The 18,316-nt window shown below is 35.9% G+C and carries 16 protein-coding genes; 5 read left to right on the forward strand and 11 right to left on the reverse strand.

Annotation, left to right across the window (positions count from 1 at the left end; genetic code table 11):
- Window positions 1–3: 3 nt before the first annotated feature.
- The 5 genes from rfbB to IWC72_RS06040 all read right to left on the reverse strand — a co-directional run bounded on the left by rfbB (window position 4) and on the right by IWC72_RS06040 (window position 6,313).
- Entirely contained in the window at window positions 4–1,026 is a 1,023-nt protein-coding gene (rfbB, locus tag IWC72_RS06020) for a dTDP-glucose 4,6-dehydratase (protein WP_194529163.1), read from the reverse strand.
- 10 nt (window positions 1,027–1,036) lie between these two features.
- Complete coding sequence (locus tag IWC72_RS06025; RefSeq protein WP_194529164.1) at window positions 1,037–2,044, reverse strand: hypothetical protein; 1,008 nt, start codon at window positions 2,042–2,044, stop codon at window positions 1,037–1,039.
- Between the two features lie 4 nt (window positions 2,045–2,048).
- Window positions 2,049–3,734 carry a DUF6909 family protein gene (locus IWC72_RS06030; RefSeq protein WP_194529165.1) on the reverse strand — a complete coding sequence of 562 codons (1,686 nt, stop codon included), beginning with the start codon at window positions 3,732–3,734 and terminating at the stop codon, window positions 2,049–2,051.
- 145 nt (window positions 3,735–3,879) lie between these two features.
- Complete coding sequence (locus IWC72_RS06035; protein ID WP_194529166.1) at window positions 3,880–5,379, reverse strand: GH3 auxin-responsive promoter family protein; 1,500 nt, start codon at window positions 5,377–5,379, stop codon at window positions 3,880–3,882.
- Window positions 5,380–5,446: 67 nt separating this feature from the next.
- The gene (locus IWC72_RS06040; protein WP_194529167.1) at window positions 5,447–6,313 is read right to left on the reverse strand and encodes a M23 family metallopeptidase; all 867 of its coding nucleotides are present in this window, start codon (window positions 6,311–6,313) and stop codon (window positions 5,447–5,449) included.
- Window positions 6,314–6,508: 195 nt separating this feature from the next.
- Here IWC72_RS06040 and tatA point away from each other — a divergent pair, with 195 nt between their 5' ends.
- From tatA to IWC72_RS06055, 3 genes are all read left to right on the forward strand, one after another.
- Entirely contained in the window at window positions 6,509–6,691 is a 183-nt protein-coding gene (gene tatA, locus IWC72_RS06045) for a twin-arginine translocase TatA/TatE family subunit (RefSeq protein WP_194525318.1), read from the forward strand.
- Window positions 6,692–7,052: 361 nt separating this feature from the next.
- Window positions 7,053–9,668, forward strand: coding sequence for an OmpA family protein (locus IWC72_RS06050; protein ID WP_226979503.1), 2,616 nt, complete (start codon window positions 7,053–7,055; stop codon window positions 9,666–9,668).
- Between the two features lie 350 nt (window positions 9,669–10,018).
- Window positions 10,019–10,189: a DUF6747 family protein gene (locus IWC72_RS06055; RefSeq protein ID WP_194529168.1), complete on the forward strand. Its 171-nt coding sequence runs from the start codon at window positions 10,019–10,021 to the stop codon at window positions 10,187–10,189.
- A 78-nt stretch (window positions 10,190–10,267) separates the two neighbouring features.
- Here IWC72_RS06055 and IWC72_RS06060 read toward each other — a convergent pair whose 3' ends face one another.
- From IWC72_RS06060 to IWC72_RS06070, 3 genes are all read right to left on the reverse strand, one after another.
- Window positions 10,268–11,263: a DUF4837 family protein gene (locus tag IWC72_RS06060; RefSeq protein ID WP_194525320.1), complete on the reverse strand. Its 996-nt coding sequence runs from the start codon at window positions 11,261–11,263 to the stop codon at window positions 10,268–10,270.
- 12 nt (window positions 11,264–11,275) lie between these two features.
- Entirely contained in the window at window positions 11,276–12,919 is a 1,644-nt protein-coding gene (locus IWC72_RS06065) for a LysM peptidoglycan-binding domain-containing protein (protein ID WP_226979504.1), read from the reverse strand.
- A 144-nt stretch (window positions 12,920–13,063) separates the two neighbouring features.
- On the reverse strand, window positions 13,064–14,254 hold the full coding sequence (locus tag IWC72_RS06070; RefSeq protein WP_194529169.1) for a phosphoglycerate kinase: 1,191 nt from the start codon (window positions 14,252–14,254) through the stop codon (window positions 13,064–13,066).
- A gap of 141 nt (window positions 14,255–14,395) precedes the next feature.
- On the opposite strand from IWC72_RS06070, the gene IWC72_RS06075 reads away from it, so the two are divergent.
- Both IWC72_RS06075 and IWC72_RS06080 read left to right on the forward strand, forming a co-directional pair.
- Window positions 14,396–15,547, forward strand: a complete 1,152-nt coding sequence (locus IWC72_RS06075) for a DNA polymerase III subunit (protein ID WP_194529170.1) — start codon at window positions 14,396–14,398, stop codon at window positions 15,545–15,547.
- 63 nt (window positions 15,548–15,610) lie between these two features.
- Window positions 15,611–16,009: a DoxX family protein gene (locus tag IWC72_RS06080; protein WP_194525323.1), complete on the forward strand. Its 399-nt coding sequence runs from the start codon at window positions 15,611–15,613 to the stop codon at window positions 16,007–16,009.
- 55 nt (window positions 16,010–16,064) lie between these two features.
- Here IWC72_RS06080 and IWC72_RS06085 read toward each other — a convergent pair whose 3' ends face one another.
- The 3 genes from IWC72_RS06085 to IWC72_RS06095 form a co-directional block, all read right to left on the reverse strand.
- On the reverse strand, window positions 16,065–16,571 hold the full coding sequence (locus IWC72_RS06085) for an OmpH family outer membrane protein (RefSeq protein ID WP_194525324.1): 507 nt from the start codon (window positions 16,569–16,571) through the stop codon (window positions 16,065–16,067).
- A 379-nt stretch (window positions 16,572–16,950) separates the two neighbouring features.
- Window positions 16,951–17,781 (reverse strand): class I SAM-dependent methyltransferase, encoded by an 831-nt coding sequence (locus IWC72_RS06090; RefSeq protein WP_194529171.1) that lies wholly within the window; start codon window positions 17,779–17,781, stop codon window positions 16,951–16,953.
- On the reverse strand, window positions 17,759–18,307 hold the full coding sequence (locus IWC72_RS06095) for a hypothetical protein (RefSeq protein ID WP_194529172.1): 549 nt from the start codon (window positions 18,305–18,307) through the stop codon (window positions 17,759–17,761). Before IWC72_RS06095 ends, IWC72_RS06090 begins: the two co-directional genes overlap by 23 nt.
- Window positions 18,308–18,316: the final 9 nt, after the last annotated feature.

Here is an 18,316-nt window from a genome sequence, read left to right on the forward strand (position 1 = left end):
TTTTTAACTCTTCTGATATTTACTAAGATACCATGAAACTGTTTTTTTCAATCCCGCATCGAAATTGAACTGTGGTTCCCACCCCAATTCAGTTTTTATTTTACGTGCATCTATGGCGTATCTAAAATCATGTCCCAAACGGTCTTTTACAAATGTAATTTGTTCACCATAACTACCATTTTCTTTAGGGTGGACCTGATCTAGAATGGTACATATTGCCTTAGCAATTGAAATATTATTATGCTCATTATCTCCACCTATAACATAGGTTTCGCCCGCTTCTCCTTTACTAAATGCAGCACCTATGCCTGTACAATGGTCAAGGACATATAACCAATCCCTAACATTCTTTCCATCACCATAAATAGGAATATCTTCACCTGCGAGTGCCTTCCTAATAATAGTGGGAATAAGCTTCTCATCATGTTGCTTAGGACCGTAATTATTGGAGCAATTGCTAGTAACTACATTCAATCCATAGGTATGGAAATAACTTCTCACTAAAAAATCAGAAGCGGCCTTGGAGGCACTATATGGACTGTTAGGCGCATAAGCTGTGTCTTCATCAAAGAAACCTGATTCCCCTAAACTACCATATACCTCATCCGTAGAAATATGATGAAAACGAGATGATTCAAATTGTTTTTTAGGGCAATTTGCTGAATTGAACCAATGCTTTCTTGCTGCTTCCAACAATGTAAAGGTTCCATTTATATTGGTTTTAATAAAGGCTTCTGGGCCTTCGATTGAATTATCTACATGAGATTCTGCGGCGAAGTGTATTACATCTGAAATCTGATATTCAGCAAAAATAGATTTTACTAAATCTACGTCGCAAATATCTCCTTGCACAAATTTATACCGTTCATTATCTTTAACATCTTCCAAATGCTGGAGATTACCGGCATACGTGAGTTTGTCAAGATTCACCACAGAAATTCCTTGATGTTCCCCCAGAAAAAATGGAATGAAATTACTTCCTATAAAACCCGCTCCACCTGTAATAAGAATTGTTCTACTGGACATGCTACATTATCTATACATTCAACTCTTGAGCTTTTTTGTTCAAAAATCGAATAAAGGAAATTGCGAAAAATAAAACGACCAATGCTGTTGGTACCAAGAAGAATTTATTATTGAAAAAAGGCTTCTTAAATACTTGGGGTTTCCCCATGTTAATTACACTCAGAATCTCGGTCTGTTCAGTTAATTCTGATTTCTTTTCCTCAATTTCTTTTAGAAACCTGTTCTTTAAAGTAAGTAAACTTGCTATATTGAGCGCGCTTTCATTCTCCATATATACGGAACCTCCTGGCTTTTCTGTATTATTTTGCAACAAGGTTTTTGTATAATTATCAATAAGATTATCAATTTGAGAAATTAGTAAGGTATTTTTACTTATTCTCTGTTCGGCATTTTCCTTAGAGGTTTTTATAACCTTATCGTAATAGCTATTATTATTGATATAGTTCAGTAATTTTTCAGCTATCACATTGCCTTTTTTTGCATTTATATAGGTAAAAGTGATACGGTGTGCTATAATACTTTTCTTGGTGAGTTCAGACCGAACAATATCTACTACAAAGCTTTCTTCCTTAAAACTCTGAAGTAATTTTAGATACTCCAATTCCTGTTGCGCTTCCTCCTTAGTTTCTTCTGGGTCCGAAATAGGTTGAATTTCTATTCTAAACCCTTGTAAATCCTCTACAGACAAACCCATTTTTTTAAAAAATAGGGTGTCTTGGCTAAATATGTTCGACTGAATCTCATCAACTACATCATACACATAATCTGTACTCTCAAAATTAGGTCTAACAATTGCCTCTGTTTTCAGTTTTTTATTTACAAATGAACTTAACACAAAACTAATAGCAATACCTAAAACAATGAGCCCAATCAATATAAAGGCATGTTTTTTGAAATATAGGAATACACGTAAAAAAGCAAGACCCAAACGGTTAAAACCATTTGCTATCATCTTAAATAATTGCCCTAAATCAATTTCATCAGAGGTAGAGGTATTATTTGGTTTGTTATCTGACATTAAACTATGAATTAAAAATTTGTTGTAATATTTTTTCTGTAATGAGGTAGGTAGGCTTTACCCCAGTTGTACCTAAACCTCCCGAAGCTAATGTACTACCCGTTTCTAAAGGATTATCCGAAGCATAATAAGCATAGCGCACTTTTATATCGTCTCGGACGCTCTTACGAATCTTGGAGGCCGATTGTACTGCTTTCTGATAATGAACACCTTCCATTTCAAGCCCAACAACGTTCCAGGTTGATTGATGAAAGAATTTCAACACATCCTTGTTTTGTAATGATGTTCCAAGAACAGTAATCATGGTTCCTTCAAATACCTTAAGCCCGTGCCCTTTAAAATCCTCAGCACACAACTCGTTCTTAAAAGGGTAATTATCCGCAGTTCCTTCAAAAATATGTGCGGACGGAATCATTAAATCACCTTTTCCTCCTTCAAGAATTCCGGCTTTCCCCATAATGGAAATAGAAGCAACATCAAGAAAAATAGATTTATCTCCTTTTACCTTATATGGTTTCAAAAATTCATCAATGGTCTCATAGGCTTGCTCTCCAAAGGCATAATCCATAACAAAGAGGACTGGCTTTTGATTATCTGCCATATCCTTTGGCAAATCATAACAACAGACATCTGAGCCCATTTTAGCTGTATCAAATAATTGTACATCTATATTTGTTCCTGAAAGATCGTCAATCGCTATCATTCCATTTTTAACTGCGACCTTAGTTACTTTAGCCCTCAGTTCTCCGTTTAAAGAAGAACTTAACGCTTCGTAAATTTCCAAAGACTCTTTATCCTTAAATTCTTTCTTTAAAGAATTCTTAGCAAAAAGTGAATTCATAACACTGTGCATATTAGCACTTATGATATGTATGGGGCGTTCTAAAAGCCCATTTTTCTTTAAGGTCTCCTTAATGGTATCTGCCCAACGTTCTCCGTGGATATGATGCCCCAAGCGTTCCCGAAGCAAGGCGCTGAAAGTTATTGCTCGTTTTTCTCCGGTAATTTCCTCTTCTATGGCCAATTTACCTAACCAATAGACAATTTCCAGAAAGCGTTCCGGTTGTTCGTCTGTCGAAAATTGTTCATGAACGGCCATAATTTCAATGAACGAGCGGCCCAGAATATTGGCAGTATGTATAACGGCAACTTCTCTTTCTGCTAAAGTCAATTCTTCTTTTTTGACCGCATCTTCCAACTTTTTCCAATCGCGAATGGTTCTATCGGTATCTTCTATCAAAACCCTTTTACAGATTTTTTCAGATTCGATAAAAAGAAAAGTCAAATGAGTAAGAATATCATAAATGTCAGAACGGCCTCGAGTAATTTCGATGTTCATTTGTTCATCATCTATTCGGTAGCAATTTCTACGTCGTTTTGGAGGTACAATTGGATCAAAATGTGATTTACCATAACCTTCGTCTGAAGTTAAATTAATAAAACGACATTGTTCAATTCCTTTTGGTAACCTTTCAAGAACATAAATTAATCCACTAAGTTCTGCCTTCTCCTCTGCTATAGAACCATAAATCTCTGGTCTTAATTGTAACAAAGCATTTTTCAATGATTCACCCGATACCCCTGTTGGCTTATAAAAACCACGGTTGAAAAGATGACGCATTGTTATATATAAGCGCTCAATAGCATTTGTAGATTCTTGAGCTCGAGTTGTAGTTATATTATTTCCCATAAAAACATTTCAATCAAAATTACGATATTTTTTTGGTGTCATTAAGATTTGATCGTTGTTGTCTTTTAGTTTCAATTCCATATCTAAGCCCCATTACTTTTTTAGAAACCGAATACTACTCAAATTAAACAAATACCAACCAGTATTAATCATTTTTTAAAGAAGCCAACCCATCTACCAACTTTCGATCATTAGCTAGCCGTTGTACCTTGTTCTGACCGCCCAACTTACCTATAGATTTCATATAAGCGTTAAAACCACCTTCTGCAATGCTAGTAACTTTTAAAGTTTGAAGGACCTTCCCTTCTATTAAATCCAAATAATAACTGTTCTGCTTTTGAAGAGAATTGTCTAAAACCGCTATAAACTCCTCCATATTAGATGGTTCTTTTTCAAACTCTACAAACCACTCATGGTAGGGTAATTGGTTACCTTCAGGAGTAATTTGTGGCGCAACTGTAAATTCATTTATACTGGCGCCGGTTTCCTTGACTGCCAATTGCATGGCTTCTTCCACTTCCTTCGCAATTACATGCTCTCCAAAAGCAGAGATAAAATGCTTTATACGGCCAGAAACAATGACCTTGTAGGGTTTTAATGAAATAAACTGAACGGTATCTCCTAAGTTGTATGCCCACAAACCTGCATCTGTAGAAATAATCATTACGTAGTTTACGTTTAGTTCTACATCTTTAATTGTTAAGCGTTTTGCCCCTTCCTCAAAAAACTCATCGGCTTTTATAAACTCATAAAATATACCTGAGTTTAACAGCAAAAGCATCCCTTTTTCTTTCTGAGAATCTTGATAGGCAAAGAAGCCTTCGCTAGCAGGGAAGAGTTCTATACTATCTACCTTACGACCTATCAAACCTTCAAATTTTGCCCGGTATGGCTCATAATTGACCCCTCCGTAGATAAAAAGTTGAAAATTTTTGAAAAGATCACCAACTTTCTTACCCGTTTTATTCTCTAGTTTTTCAAAATACATTTGCACCCAAGAAGGTATACCCGCAATGACGGTCATATCTTCGCCCATAGTCTCGTCTACTATGGTATTGACCTTGGTTTCCCAATCTTCAATGCAGTTGGTCTCCCAGCTAGGTAAGCGATTCTTTTGTAAATAGTTTGGTACATAATGAGCGGATATGCCTGAAAGTCGGCCTAATTTAACTCCATTCTTTTCTGTTAATTCAGGACTTCCCTGAAGAAAAATCATTCTGCCGGTTACGAAATCTGCATTACCGGTTTCTTCTATATAATTTAAAATGGCATTTCGCGAAGCATTGACTTGATGCTTTATTGAAGTTTCTGTAATAGGAATATACTTTGCCCCAGATGTAGTTCCTGAAGTTTTGGCAAAATAAACGGGTTTACCTGGCCAAAGAATATCTTCTTTTCCTGCTACAACTTCCTCTACATAAGGCTTCAGCGCTTCATAATCGCGTACAGGAACCTTCTTTACAAAATCATCATGTGATTGTATATTCTGAAAACCATGGTCCAACCCAAATTTAGTATTCTTTGCCTTTTGTAATAGTTGGTTAAAAACCTTTTCTTGTGTAGAAACAGGATTATCTCGCCACTTTGCCGTTTGCTTGGCAATGCGTTTCGCAAATATTTTAGCTCCAAGTGATTTTATTGACATAGAAAAAATCAGATATCAGTTTAAGAGAGTTTTTTCCTTTTGATAAATTAATAGTCAAAAGTCCTAATTAAAAGTCTATATAATCCAACGGGTTTACAGCATTACCATTACTCCAAAGTTCAAAATGGAGGTGAGGTCCAGTTGTATATTCACCTGTATTACCAACAGAGGCAATTACTTCACCTGCCCTAACAACTTCGCCTTGTGTTTTATTTAAAGATCCATTGTGTTTATATACACTCAGAAGTCCGTCTTTATGTTCAAGTATAATAACATAGCCCGTATCTGCAGTCCATTCAGAAAAAATAACTGTACCATTAGCAACTGCCTTAATTGGAGTGTCCTTAGGCGCCGTAACATCTACTGCATAATGACGCTTTTCCGGATCATACTGATTAGATATTTCTCCACTCAAAGGAGGAAACAACTCAATTTCTGCTGCTGTTGCGCTACGTTCAAAAAGATTGTATTTATCCTCCAAAGCCACTTCTGCCCTTAAAAGAGAATCTTCTTTTATAGGTGTAAGGTCTACGCTAGATGGGTCTATCTTAAACTGTTCTCGTAATGAGTCTAAATTTACTTCTTGAGAAGCCACATCTCCTCGTAATACCATACGAATACTTTCTAAATACTTATTGGTATTATTTAATGAGGCCACTAAGGAATCCGTTTTATAAGTAAGGTCCGTAGCTTGTTTTTTAAGCTTAGTACTAGAATATCCAGGTATGTATTCTCTTAAAGGGGTAAAGGCGATTAATAACGTAGTAAGGCCAATTAAACCAATAATACATAGTGAACCGGTAACAAAAACGTTAAGACGACTTAATTTAAAAGAGATTTTCTCTTCAAAAGTAGATTCATTAAGAATAACCAAACGATACTTATGAAGCAGTTTGCGTTTAATCTCTTTTCTCTTTTTGACTTTTTTGGCCATGGAGCAAATATAAAGGATGGAATCGGATTCTTATACCGTTGTTCTAAATTAATGATTCTTGTAAATACCATGGTCATGCTGCCAACACATTTAAGAAAACTAGCACAAATCTGTTAAAATAATCTGCTTGCATGTATATTTAGGGTTAATCAAGTAACTTTTTTAGTATCTTTGAATCTGTTTAAAAATGAAAATATGACAACTTTACAGATATTTTTAGCGATAGGACCATGGCAAATAGGAATCGTAGTTTTAGTGGTTCTTTTATTGTTCGGAGGAAAAAAGATTCCAGAATTGATGCGTGGACTTGGTAGTGGTATTAAAGAATTTAAAGATGCCTCTAAAGAAGACGATACGTTAGAAGAGAAAAAAGAATAGGAACATCCCTAATTCTTGATGATTTATAAACCTTTGATTTACGTCAGAGGTTTTTTTATGTTTTATATAAATACCAAACGGTATTTATTGTTTATCGAAGATATCGCGCATCTCATTCTTCTCGAATTTCTAGAATTTACCCTGTTTAAAATGCTCACATCAATTTAAAGAGCATTCACTTCTCAAAACAAGGTTTTCACAACAAAAATCAGTAGATACGTAACCTTCACCCGAAATTTACGTTATCAAAAGATAGTATTAAGGTAAAACACAACGCTGTCATACCATGCTACAAGTAAATTTCTATAAAAAACACCAGCCAAATTTTAAAAATCTCTAGATTTTTTAAACACCCAAAATCATGAAAAAACTAATAACCGCATTTATTTTTCTTCTGTCTTTTGCCTGTTTTGCCCAAGACTTTGAGAATCTTGATTCAGAAGAAATAGTAACTTCGACCGAGCCAGAAACGGAAACGGTCAATTTTACGCCAGTTGACTCTGAAACGTTTTCTATAACAGAAACCTTTGAAGAGGCTGCAGATAGGTATGAGATTCCACACAGAACATTTAGTGGTCTTTCTGGTACTGAAAATGGTTATTACATCATTTCAGGTGTTTTTAGTAAAGACAAAACTTTAAACAAAACACTTAAGAAATTACGTAAGAAAGGTTTTGAGTCTGCTGGATATATTCTAAATCCGGAAAACGACCTTAATTATGTGTATCTGGCTTATTACCCATTTGGTCTTGAAGCTGTAGATGCTTGCGCTTCTAATTTAGATGGTAACTACGCAAAAGATAAGTGGATTCTTGAAATAGAAAATAGTGTTGCAATAGGAGGTGACGGTGTTGATTTTAATGATGAGGCCGAGTCTATTGAGAATGGTATTGTAGCTATGGAAACCATTACTGAATCTTCAGATTTTTCAGAACTAGAAAAAACCAACGAAATTCAAAAAACAGAAGCAGATGTAGCCTCTATTATTAATTCTGAAGACGAAATTCTTGATCCTATTGATACTGATGTTACTGAAGTAGAAACGCCAATTAATACCATTTCAGAAACATCCAATAAGACTAAACTTCTACAACGTGCCGATCATTACTTTGATAAAATGTGGTATGCCGAGGCTGCTGACCTTTACGAGCAAGCCTTGGAGAAAGGTGGTAAAAACCGTTCCAAAGAAGTTATTCAAAAAACTGCGGATGCTTACTATTTTAACACAAATATGGAAAAAGCATATGAGTGGTATAATGTACTTTACGAAAACTATGGTAAAGAAATGTCTTCGGAAAACATTTTCAAGTATGCACATTCTTTAAAAGGTACAGGAAAATATGCTAGATCAAAACGTCTTATGCGCCTTTATAGTAAAAAAATGAAAGATGCTCCTGCCAGTGAATTATCTAATAACCTTCAAGCAAACGAAAGTACATTGGATAACATCCTTAATTCTAAAAAAGATTTTGAAATAAAGAACTTAGCGGTCAACACAGAGTATTCTGATTTTTCTCCAATGTTCTTAGATTCTAATCAAGTAGTTTTTTCTTCGGCTAAGGACTCATCATTTTTTAGTACCAGACGGTATAAATGGAACGACCAACCTTATTTGGATTTATATGTAGCTAAAATTAATGAAGAGTCTAATGACCTAAAAGATGCTCTTAAATTCTCTAAAAAAATAAACACAAAATATCATGAAGCTTCGGTAACCTTTTCACCGGATAACAGTACCATGTATTTTACACGTAACAATTACGGAAAGAAATTAAAGAGAGACAATAATGGTGTAAACCACTTAAAAATTTACAAGTCTACGAAAATAGATACAGAATGGACAGAAGCAGAAGAAGTGTCTTTTAATAGTGATAACTATTCTACGGGTCACCCAGCTCTAAGCCCTGACGGAAAACAACTTTATTTTGTTTCAGACATGCCAGGTAGTTTAGGTAAGACCGATATTTTTGTAGTAGATATTCTAGAAGACGGTAGTTTCTCCGAAGCTAGGAACTTAGGGCCAACCATTAATACGGAACAACGTGAAATGTTCCCATTCTTTAACGGAACCAAACTTTATTTTTCATCTGACGGATTTACTGGCCTAGGTGGTCTAGACGTTTATGAAAGTGCTTATGACGAAGAAGAAGGGTTTGCGGAAGTTAAAAACTTAGGTCAGCCAGTTAATAGTAATAAAGATGATTTCTCTTATATCGTAAACGAAGAAAACCAACAAGGTTATTTCGCTTCTAATAGAGAAGGGGGTAAGGGAGATGATGATATCTATTCTTTTAAGCGATTAATTCTAGAAGAAGTTCCTGAAAACAATAATGCCATTGCAGGTTTTGTAACCGAAATGGTAACAGGAGATGTAATGCCTCAAGCATTAGTACAGCTTTTGGATGAAAATGGTATCAAACTTAAAGAAATGGTAACCGAAGACGACGGAAGCTTTATTTTTGAAGACCTAAACGACTCAACACAATACACTTTAAAAACGGTACAGCCTAAATTCGTAGATAATGAAAGGTTAGTAGAAACTACAGTAAATGATACAACAAAAGTAGATATAGCTATGAAGCGTCTTGAAGAAATGATTGCTGTTGAAGATGGCATCAAGAAAATCAAGACTGAAATGATTTACTTTAACTTTGATAAATCTCAAATAAGACCTGATGCCTCCAAAGAATTGGATAAGTTGGTTAGCGTAATGAAAGAATACCCATCTATGGTTATTAAAATTGAATCTCATACAGATTCACGTGGTAGCAAAGTTTATAACGAATACCTCTCGGATAAAAGAGCGAAGTCTACAAGAGACTATATCATTTCTCAAGGTATTGACTCCAACCGTATAGAAAGTGCCACTGGTTACGGAGAGAACAGACTGCTTAATGATTGTGATGGATCATCACCTTGTTCGGAAGCAGACCACGTGCTAAACAGAAGGTCAGAATTTATTATACTAAACATGTAAAAACCATAAATCCCATATCTAAAACCGCTGCCCATTACGCAGCGGTTTTTTTATGCTTAAAAATTCTGACATCTACCAAGAAGAAGAAGCACATTAAAATAACTTACATTTTCATATTTAATGTTCTCCTACACAAAGTAAGATATATTGGTGTATGAAAAATCAATAAACCGGTGTCACCAAAAAATAAATTTGAAAGTCAAAAATGGTTATTCATCCCGTAAAGAAACTGTTTATCCTCTATTTCAAATAAGCTACTAACACACCTTAATATCCTGCCTCTTCATCTATTTTATGTGTAACATAGGCAATTACATCTCAACTTTGTAACGAATCTCATAATTGATGTTATGCGAAAATTATTAATTTTCAAGGAAATTTATGTAGAGGCTTTTAGAGACTGGACTTTTAAAATGCTCACCAAGTATTTTAAAGTATACTCGTGGTTTTGTTTTGCTTTATTGATGGTTGCTGTATATGCACTTATTTACAGGCTCTCTACGGGCTTTGTATTCGCTTAAACAAAACAGGTGTAAAATAGAAACGCCTGTCTTATAAAGACGGGCGTTTTCATTAAGTCGACAATTAAAAACTCGAAGCTATTTTGCTAAACTTTCTATTTTTAAGGTCTTTAATATGGCCTCTAATTCAAAAAGGTCATTTCTCTTTTGCGTAGCAGGAGCAAAGACAAAACCTTCAAGAACCAATTTTCTATTGTTTACCTTATCGTTTAGAATATAGGTCAAAAACGGCCCGGCCATTGGGTAATTTTTAATATCCCAAAGCCCTCTTACTTCAACCCCTTTTAAGCCAGCTATCTCTACAGGATATACGTAAGGAGCAAATGCTGGCTCCGTACGCATGTGGGTTATTTTACCGGTAACATCCGGTCCAGGAATATATTTAGCCCCAATAGAGTCCCGCATAGCCACTATATCCTTCACCAAGGTAGAATCACTATCAAAACTGTTAGCAGGCATCTCATATACAACAATATTAGCTGTGCCCTTTTGTATTTCACGGTCAATCCATACAAAATTGTCTTCTTGCTTACCTACTTTGTAGATTGAGGGTATTTTTAATTTGACACCAAACTTATCCTGTAACTCAGTTTCTTTGTTTAATGAACGATTAAAGCGCTTTTGGGCCGCTTCGATCTCCATATCTTTAAAAGCAGCAATAATTTCATCTGCTTCAGCGTCAATATTTTCAATGACCTCTGCTTTAGTTGTGCCTTTAATAACCCCAACACGTTGTGGAGAAGCATACATGTCACTTTTTATATGCGCCAGATTCAATGAATCTTCCACTACATAAAGAATAGAGCGCGTATTTCTAACGGAACCCGTAAAAAATTTAGGTGCTATTTGATCTATGGTAAACAGAGGCTCATCCATAGGCATACCAACTACAGGGGCTGCAAAATGACTTCTGATACTATCGCCCACGTTACCTTTCCATAATTCGTTATCAATCACAACAACCATAGAGTTTATGGCTCCAACTGAGGTAGGAAGGTAGTTTTGATTCTTGCCGTCTTTACAGGATAAAAGTGCTAAGGAAAAGAGTAAAAATAGTGTTCCAGCTTGTTTCATTTTGGTATAGGTTTACGATGAACATTCGCACAATTTCAATTTTGTGCCCGGTTTTAGATTCTTACCACTAATACCGTTCCATTGTCGTAAATTTTCAACAGAAATTCCTGGATATTTTTTTGAGATGGTCCAAAGTGAGTCTCCACTGCGCACTGTGTGGGTCTTTGTGCCTGGAGGAAAACTCTTTGAAGAAGTTGATGTTTTTGTTGAAACAACTGCTGCACTAGGCATTTTTCTTGGAAAAATTGTAAGTCGTTGCCCAATTCTAAGGTTATTACTGCGTAAGCCATTCCATTGTTTTAGCTGGCTTACACCAACTCCATAGCGTTCCGCTATTTTGCCCAGAAAATCTCCGCTACGAACTTTGTAACGAATACGGTTCTGTTCCGCCTCCTTTACCATTTGTGGCAGCGGGCTCTCTTCGCTATCCATTTCCTTTTTAATGTGGGCATAAATGGCATCTTCATTATGAACAAAGCTTCCCATAGCGTATTTAGGTAAACGTAACGCATGTGTTTTCCCTTCAACAAAAGGAATAACATCTAATTTATAAGAAGGGTTCAATACCTTTAATTCCTCCTTACTAACACCAGTTAACTCAGAAATTTGGTCAAACGTTATGATGCTTTTTATGTGTACTGTATCCGTTTCAAAATAAGCTCGTTCTATTTTTTTTCCTTTTATTCCATGCTCTTCAGCATATTCAAAAAGATACATGGTAGCCAAAAATGCAGGAACATACCCCGCAGTTTCTCTAGGCAAGTACCGGCGTAAGTTCCAATAATTTTTGTGCCCACCAGATCTCCTAATAGCCTTGTTTACATTGCCAGGACCAGAATTATAAGCCGCAAGGGCCAAATCCCAATCGCCATAAATGTCATAAAGTTTAGAAAGAAATTGGCAAGCTGCCGTGGTTGCTTTTATAGGATCACGACGATCATCTACATAACTAGACACGTCCAATTGATACTGCTTACCAGTGCCGTACATAAACTGCCATAGCCCGGTTGCTCCAACACGAGAACGGGCTCGTGGATTCAATGCAGATTCTACAATAGAAAGATATTTCATTTCTAATGGAATATTGTAATTATCTAATTCCTGCTCAAACAGCGGAAAATAGAATTGGCTCACGGTCAACATACGCTCCATCAAATCTCTTTTTCTAAAAAGAAATGATTTGATCACATTCTCTAAAGAGGGATTGTAAGCTATGTTAAACGGTGTTTTTTGGTTCAACCTTTCCAAACGTGCTTTAAGCGTGTCCGTTGGAAGAGAAGTAGGGTAGGTCTTATCGTAATCTAAATGCTCTACTTCACGAAACATTTCATCAGATAGCGATGCGTTTGCATAAAGTTCCTTCATCCAAAGGCTATCATATTTAGCGGCTTCAGGTAAATCCCGAAGCTTAAAAGACAAGTCTAAACTATCCTTTTTGAGGCCGATAGGACTATCGTTAATTTCAGTACTATCAAGAGCCATTTGCTCCATCTGCTCAATGCCGTTCAAATCCATTGCCAATGTATCTGCGACAATCTCATCTGTTGGATTTTGAGAACCCACAACAGAATCCCGTTCCTGCTCTTGGGCTACCAAAGGCATGGCCAAAACAAGACTTGAAAATATTATAAAAAAACGCTTTCTGTTTTTTACCATTGAAAGTGCATATATAGCGGTGCCAATTGCTTTGATTAGTATAGGGTTACAGCTAACTGTAACCCTTCTAAAATCGTACTTTTTTCTGAAAAAATAAAATTTTTATACAACTAAACGTGTGCCCGTTTACCGATAACGCCTTTGTTAGCCGATTATTGCAGCAATACCAGGCAGGGTTTTTCCCTCTAAGCTTTCTAACATAGCGCCACCTCCAGTAGAAACATAACTTACCTTATCATCAAAACCGAACTGCTTAACGGCAGCAACGGAATCACCACCTCCTACAAGTGAAAAAGCACCGCCTTGCGTAGCCTCATCAATATAATTACCTAAAGCGATAGTTCCTTTTGCGAAGCTCTCCATTTCAAAAACACCAATAGGACCGTTCCAAAGAATGGTTTTTGACTTTAAGATTACCTCTTTAAAGTTCTCCAAAGTTTTTGGACCTGCGTCCAAACCTTGCCATCCGTCAGGTATTTTGGTTACGTCTACAATTTGTGTGTTTGCATCGTTTGCAAAATCATCTGCGGCCAATACATCAACAGGAATATGAACTTCCACGTTCTTTTCTTTGGCTTGTTTTAGGATGTCCATTGCCAAGTCCATTTTATCATCCTCACAGATAGAATCGCCTACTTGACCGCCCTGTGCTTTTACAAAAGTATATGTCATACCACCGCCAACAATTAGGTGATCTACTTTATCCAGTATATTTTCGATAATAGTAATTTTGGAAGAAACTTTCGCTCCTCCTAAAATTGCTAAAACTGGCTTTTCACCCGTTTGCATTACCTTATCAATTGCTTCAATTTCTTTGGCTAACAAAAATCCGAAACATTTTTTATCAGTAAAAAACTTTGCCACAATAGTGGTTGAGGCATGAGCTCTGTGCGCAGTACCAAAGGCGTCATTAATATAAATATCACCTAATTTAGAAAGTTGTTCGGCAAAACCTTCATCCCCTTTTTCTTCTTCCGCGTGAAACCTTAAGTTTTCCAACAATAGTATTTCTCCTGGCTTAAGATCAGCTGCTGCTTTTTCGGCTACATCACCTACGCAATCAGCAACAAATTTTACGGTAACACCAATAACGTCTGAAACTTTGTTAGCAATATGCTGCAAAGATAGATCGGCATTTTTTTGTCCCTTTGGTCTTCCCAAATGGCTCATTAAAATGGCGCTACCACCATCTTCTAGCACTTTTATAATTGTTGGTTTTGCCGCTTCTATACGGGTAGCATCGGCAACATTGAAATCCTCATCCAAAGGAACGTTGAAATCAACGCGAATGAGGGCTTTCTTATTTTCAAAATTAAAGTCGTTTACAGTTTTCATGTTATGCGGTTTTAGAGAGCCGCAAATGTAATAAAAAGGATGGTAGACTGGTAACCGAAAACCAATAGACTCTATATATTAACCATATTTATGATGTTGACACCTTTGGATCGTATCTATTAAAAAAGTTATCTTTGAGCCATGCTGTTCAACGACATTTTAGGGCTATCACATATTAAGACTCATTTGGCAACTAGTGCCAACGCAGGTAGAATTCCGCACGCACAGTTATTTGTAGGACCAGAGGGCTCTGGAACCTTGCCTATGGCTATTGCTTATGCGCAATATGTTATTTGCGGCAACAGTGGGGGAGAGAACAACGGAGAAAACCAAAGTTGCAATCTTAAATTTGGTGCGCTTTCTCATCCGGATATGCATTTTGCTTTTCCCGTTTCCAACTCTGACAAGGTAAAAAGCCATGCGGTCAGTAATCACTATATGGAAGAATGGCGAAAATTTGTAAAAGAACAACCCTACGGAAATCTTTTTGACTGGTACCGTTTAATAGGTATTGAAAAAAAACAAGGTCAGATTGGTGTTGATGAAGCTCAGGATGTTGTTAAGAAACTAGTTTTAAAATCATACGAAGGGGGACATAAAGTAATGTTGATTTGGATGGCCGAAAAAATGAATACTGCGGCTGCCAACAAGCTTTTAAAACTAATTGAAGAGCCCCCTAATAAAACCGTCTTTATTCTCATTACCGAAGACGAGGAACAAATTATACAGACCATACGTTCTCGCTGCCAAGTTTTACATTTTCCCCCTCTTGCGGAAGAAGCTATGGCCAATGCCCTAATAGAAAAAGGAGCGCTAAGAGAGGAAGCCCTTCGTATAGCTCATGAAGCTAACGGAAATTTTAACAAGGCGCTAGATTTACTGAACGAAGATTCTGAAGACCTAATTTTTGAAAAATGGTTTGTACAATGGGTTCGTAGTGCTTTTAAGGCTAAAGGAAACAAAAGTGCTATCCAAGACCTTATTATGTGGAGTGAAGAAGTGGCTAAAACTGGTCGTGAGACTCAAAAGAAGTTTTTACACTACTGCATAACCGTAATGCGCCAAGCTATGCTCATTAATTTTAATGCGAAGGACCTTGCTTTTATGCGCATTCATACTGATGGTTTTAGCCTAGACAAATTTGCTCCTTTTATTCATGAAAACAACATTCTAACTATTGTAAAAGAACTTGAGGATGCTATTTACCATATTGAACGAAACGGAAATTCTAAAATTATACTTACAGACCTTTCCATAAAGCTAACGCGCTTGTTGCATAGAAAAGCAGCATAAGCTATGCTACACTATAGATTTTTTTTGCTAACTTAATTGCACCAACTGCAAAACCCAAAGTCTATGGACACATTTCTCCACTATGCTACCGAAATTTTAATCCTATTTTTTTTAATAATTGTTTTTGTTCAAAGTAGTATTGACAAAGTGTTTGACTGGAAAGGCAATCTTTCTTGGTTAAAAGAACACTTTGCCGGGACTCCATTAGAAAACTTAGTTCCGCTTCTATTGAGCACGTTAGTTCTAATAGAGATGGCATCCGGCATTTTATGTGCTGTAGGTCTATATCAAATATTAATACTAGGAGAAAGTAGCATTGCACTTTACGGCAGTATACTTTCCTGCATTTCTTTACTAATGCTAATGTTTGGCCAAAGAATGGCAAAAGATTATGAAGGTGCAAAAACCATTGCTGTCTATTTCATGCCCGCTATATTCCTAGTGTATATACTTCAAAAGTAAAAAAAGGGTCTGTTGATTAATCAACAGACCCTTTTTTAAATAACAAGAAGCTATGTTACTTCTTATACTTATCGTTCAGAAGCTTTACGATTTCTGAAGTTAAGTCATTGGCATCTGAGCCATAAAGAACACTACCGCCATCACCGCCACCAAGAATGTAACTGTAACCTTTAGATTTTCCATATGCCTTTACTTCTTTTTTTACCTTGCTGATGATGCTATCCATTTCAGTCTGACCCAACAATTGCAGTTGCTGATCTTCTTGTTGTAATTGCTGACCGATCATCTGACCTTTTTGTTGCATTACACCATACTCTTCTTGTGCTTTTGCCTGAGACAATTTTTGAGCTTTAGTTTGAAACGCCTGTGCCTCCATTTGAAAAGCCTGAGAAATACTATCCCTCTTTTTAGTAAGCGCATCTACCTTTACCTGAAACGCTGCTTCAACATCAATTTTTTCTTGGTATTCCTCCATCAATTTTACATTGTCTACAAATCCAATTTTTTCCTGTTGACAAGAAACCATTACCAACATCAAGAATACCACTACTACGTTTTTCATAATTAAGTTTATTATTAGTCTACTTTTTACTCTTCGCTAATTAATTCTAAAACCTAAATCTTATTAAATTCTAAAGAAATTAATTTTCAAGTTGCGCAAAAATAGAAAAGCTTTTTTAATTGTTGTCATCTAATTTTTAAATGTGGACGAAGAAGCAACGATTCAAGAAATATATTTCGATCACCTTTAAAAGGATAAAAAAACATGCCATAAGGAGTTTCTATCTTGAAATCGATTTAGTATAAAGGAAAATTATCAAAAACAGCCTCATGAAAACAGCATACAGAGAAGATTTTTTCAAAAACACATACTCATAAACCACAACCCAACATACGGCCTTAAAACGGCTTAAAACAAGTTTTAAGCCAAAAATTGAGGTTTACTCCTGCTTTTTGAGAATATAGATTACTGAGGAAGGTTGCCCGTTAAAAACAGCAACCAGATTTGAATATAGGCCCACAAAAAATGCTTTGATAAAATTCTGCTTCCCTGTTTTATATTTTTCAGAAAGTATAGAGACATAAAAAGCATCAAACCACATGGGTTTTGTTTTCATCAATTGCATATCATGTTTTGCAAATATCTTCCCTATGGCTTCTTTAGAAAAATGCCAAAGGTGTCTAGGAACATCATAAGCCGCCCAAAATTCTTTGTAATGTTTAGCATCGTAAGATTTAAAATTTGGAACAGCAATAACAAGTGCACCATCATCTTCTAACCTTTCTATAATTTTTGCTATTTGTAAGTCCAAATCTGGCAGATGTTCTAAAACATGCCAAAGCGTAATAACCTGAAATTTGGTTTGAGGCACTTCATCTATACTAGATAACAATTCCATTTTCTTTTCACGAGAACGAATTCTAGCATCTTGATTTGGCTCTACTCCTTTAACGGACCATTTCCATTTTTCAGCTTCCAACAAAAAATCTCCTGTACCTGCACCAACATCCAACAACGTTTTATTCTGATTTGCATACCTATTTATTAAAAATACTTTTTGAGCAAGGCTAATTTTTTTTACCGCCTGATACATTTTATCTATAGCAGATTTGGAAGCATCAGTATGCGAAATATAGGCATCACTTTCGTAGAACTTTTGAAGATCTTTTGGTTGGGGTTTGGTCACCAACATTTGCAGCTCTTCATCTAAAAGTAATTCAAAGTCTTCACCGGTAATTGAGAAGTCCTTAGTTTTTAAAAACGGTTTCATTATAGTTGTGCGTGGTAAGGTATTCCTTTTTGAGAGTTCGAAGATAATTCAAAACTAGCTCTCTTGAAAACGAATCTTCATGAAGACAGTCTTTTTCATAATCACTGTACACCTCAATGGCAATATACCAATTATCTGTTCTGATTAAATCTTCTCCACCAACGTAATCATCATCAGTATCTAAAGCGGCATTCAAAGTTGCACTAAAAATAGCTGGTGCCAAATTCAAAACTTTAGTAGGAATAGCTGTTTCATAAAACGCAAAAAAATAAGTTTTTCCATCAATCATAAATGGTATATCATCATATACATTTTCATGATTCAATTGAAACTTTGTATTTACATAATTGTAAAAATGTTCCGCTTCTTTAGGGTCTTCAAAAATGAACATTGTTCTTTTGGAAAGACTTCTTTTAAACTTCTTTCCTTTAGATAATTTATAGTCTTTTATGTTTGGCGCAATCCGTACCGGAATGCAAGATTGAACCATTATGGCAAGACACAAAACAAACAGATATCGTTTCATTTGAAAGCA

The organism is Zobellia roscoffensis (assembly GCF_015330165.1).
Taxonomy (GTDB): Bacteria; Bacteroidota; Bacteroidia; order Flavobacteriales; family Flavobacteriaceae; genus Zobellia; species Zobellia roscoffensis.

Excerpts from the sequence above, each read along its gene's own strand:
- rfbB (WP_194529163.1), bottom strand. The coding sequence starts at position 1,026 with ATGTCCAGTAGAACAATTCTTATTACAGGTGGAGCGGGTTTTATAGGA.
- IWC72_RS06025 (WP_194529164.1), bottom strand. The coding sequence starts at position 2,044 with ATGTCAGATAACAAACCAAATAATACCTCTACCTCTGATGAAATTGAT.
- IWC72_RS06030 (WP_194529165.1), bottom strand. The coding sequence starts at position 3,734 with ATGGGAAATAATATAACTACAACTCGAGCTCAAGAATCTACAAATGCT.
- IWC72_RS06035 (WP_194529166.1), bottom strand. The coding sequence starts at position 5,379 with ATGTCAATAAAATCACTTGGAGCTAAAATATTTGCGAAACGCATTGCC.
- IWC72_RS06040 (WP_194529167.1), bottom strand. The coding sequence starts at position 6,313 with ATGGCCAAAAAAGTCAAAAAGAGAAAAGAGATTAAACGCAAACTGCTT.
- tatA (WP_194525318.1), top strand. The coding sequence starts at position 6,509 with ATGACAACTTTACAGATATTTTTAGCGATAGGACCATGGCAAATAGGA.
- IWC72_RS06050 (WP_226979503.1), top strand. The coding sequence starts at position 7,053 with ATGAAAAAACTAATAACCGCATTTATTTTTCTTCTGTCTTTTGCCTGT.
- IWC72_RS06055 (WP_194529168.1), top strand. The coding sequence starts at position 10,019 with ATGCGAAAATTATTAATTTTCAAGGAAATTTATGTAGAGGCTTTTAGA.
- IWC72_RS06060 (WP_194525320.1), bottom strand. The coding sequence starts at position 11,263 with ATGAAACAAGCTGGAACACTATTTTTACTCTTTTCCTTAGCACTTTTA.
- IWC72_RS06065 (WP_226979504.1), bottom strand. The coding sequence starts at position 12,919 with ATGGTAAAAAACAGAAAGCGTTTTTTTATAATATTTTCAAGTCTTGTT.
- IWC72_RS06070 (WP_194529169.1), bottom strand. The coding sequence starts at position 14,254 with ATGAAAACTGTAAACGACTTTAATTTTGAAAATAAGAAAGCCCTCATT.
- IWC72_RS06075 (WP_194529170.1), top strand. The coding sequence starts at position 14,396 with ATGCTGTTCAACGACATTTTAGGGCTATCACATATTAAGACTCATTTG.
- IWC72_RS06080 (WP_194525323.1), top strand. The coding sequence starts at position 15,611 with ATGGACACATTTCTCCACTATGCTACCGAAATTTTAATCCTATTTTTT.
- IWC72_RS06085 (WP_194525324.1), bottom strand. The coding sequence starts at position 16,571 with ATGAAAAACGTAGTAGTGGTATTCTTGATGTTGGTAATGGTTTCTTGT.
- IWC72_RS06090 (WP_194529171.1), bottom strand. The coding sequence starts at position 17,781 with ATGAAACCGTTTTTAAAAACTAAGGACTTCTCAATTACCGGTGAAGAC.
- IWC72_RS06095 (WP_194529172.1), bottom strand. The coding sequence starts at position 18,307 with ATGAAACGATATCTGTTTGTTTTGTGTCTTGCCATAATGGTTCAATCT.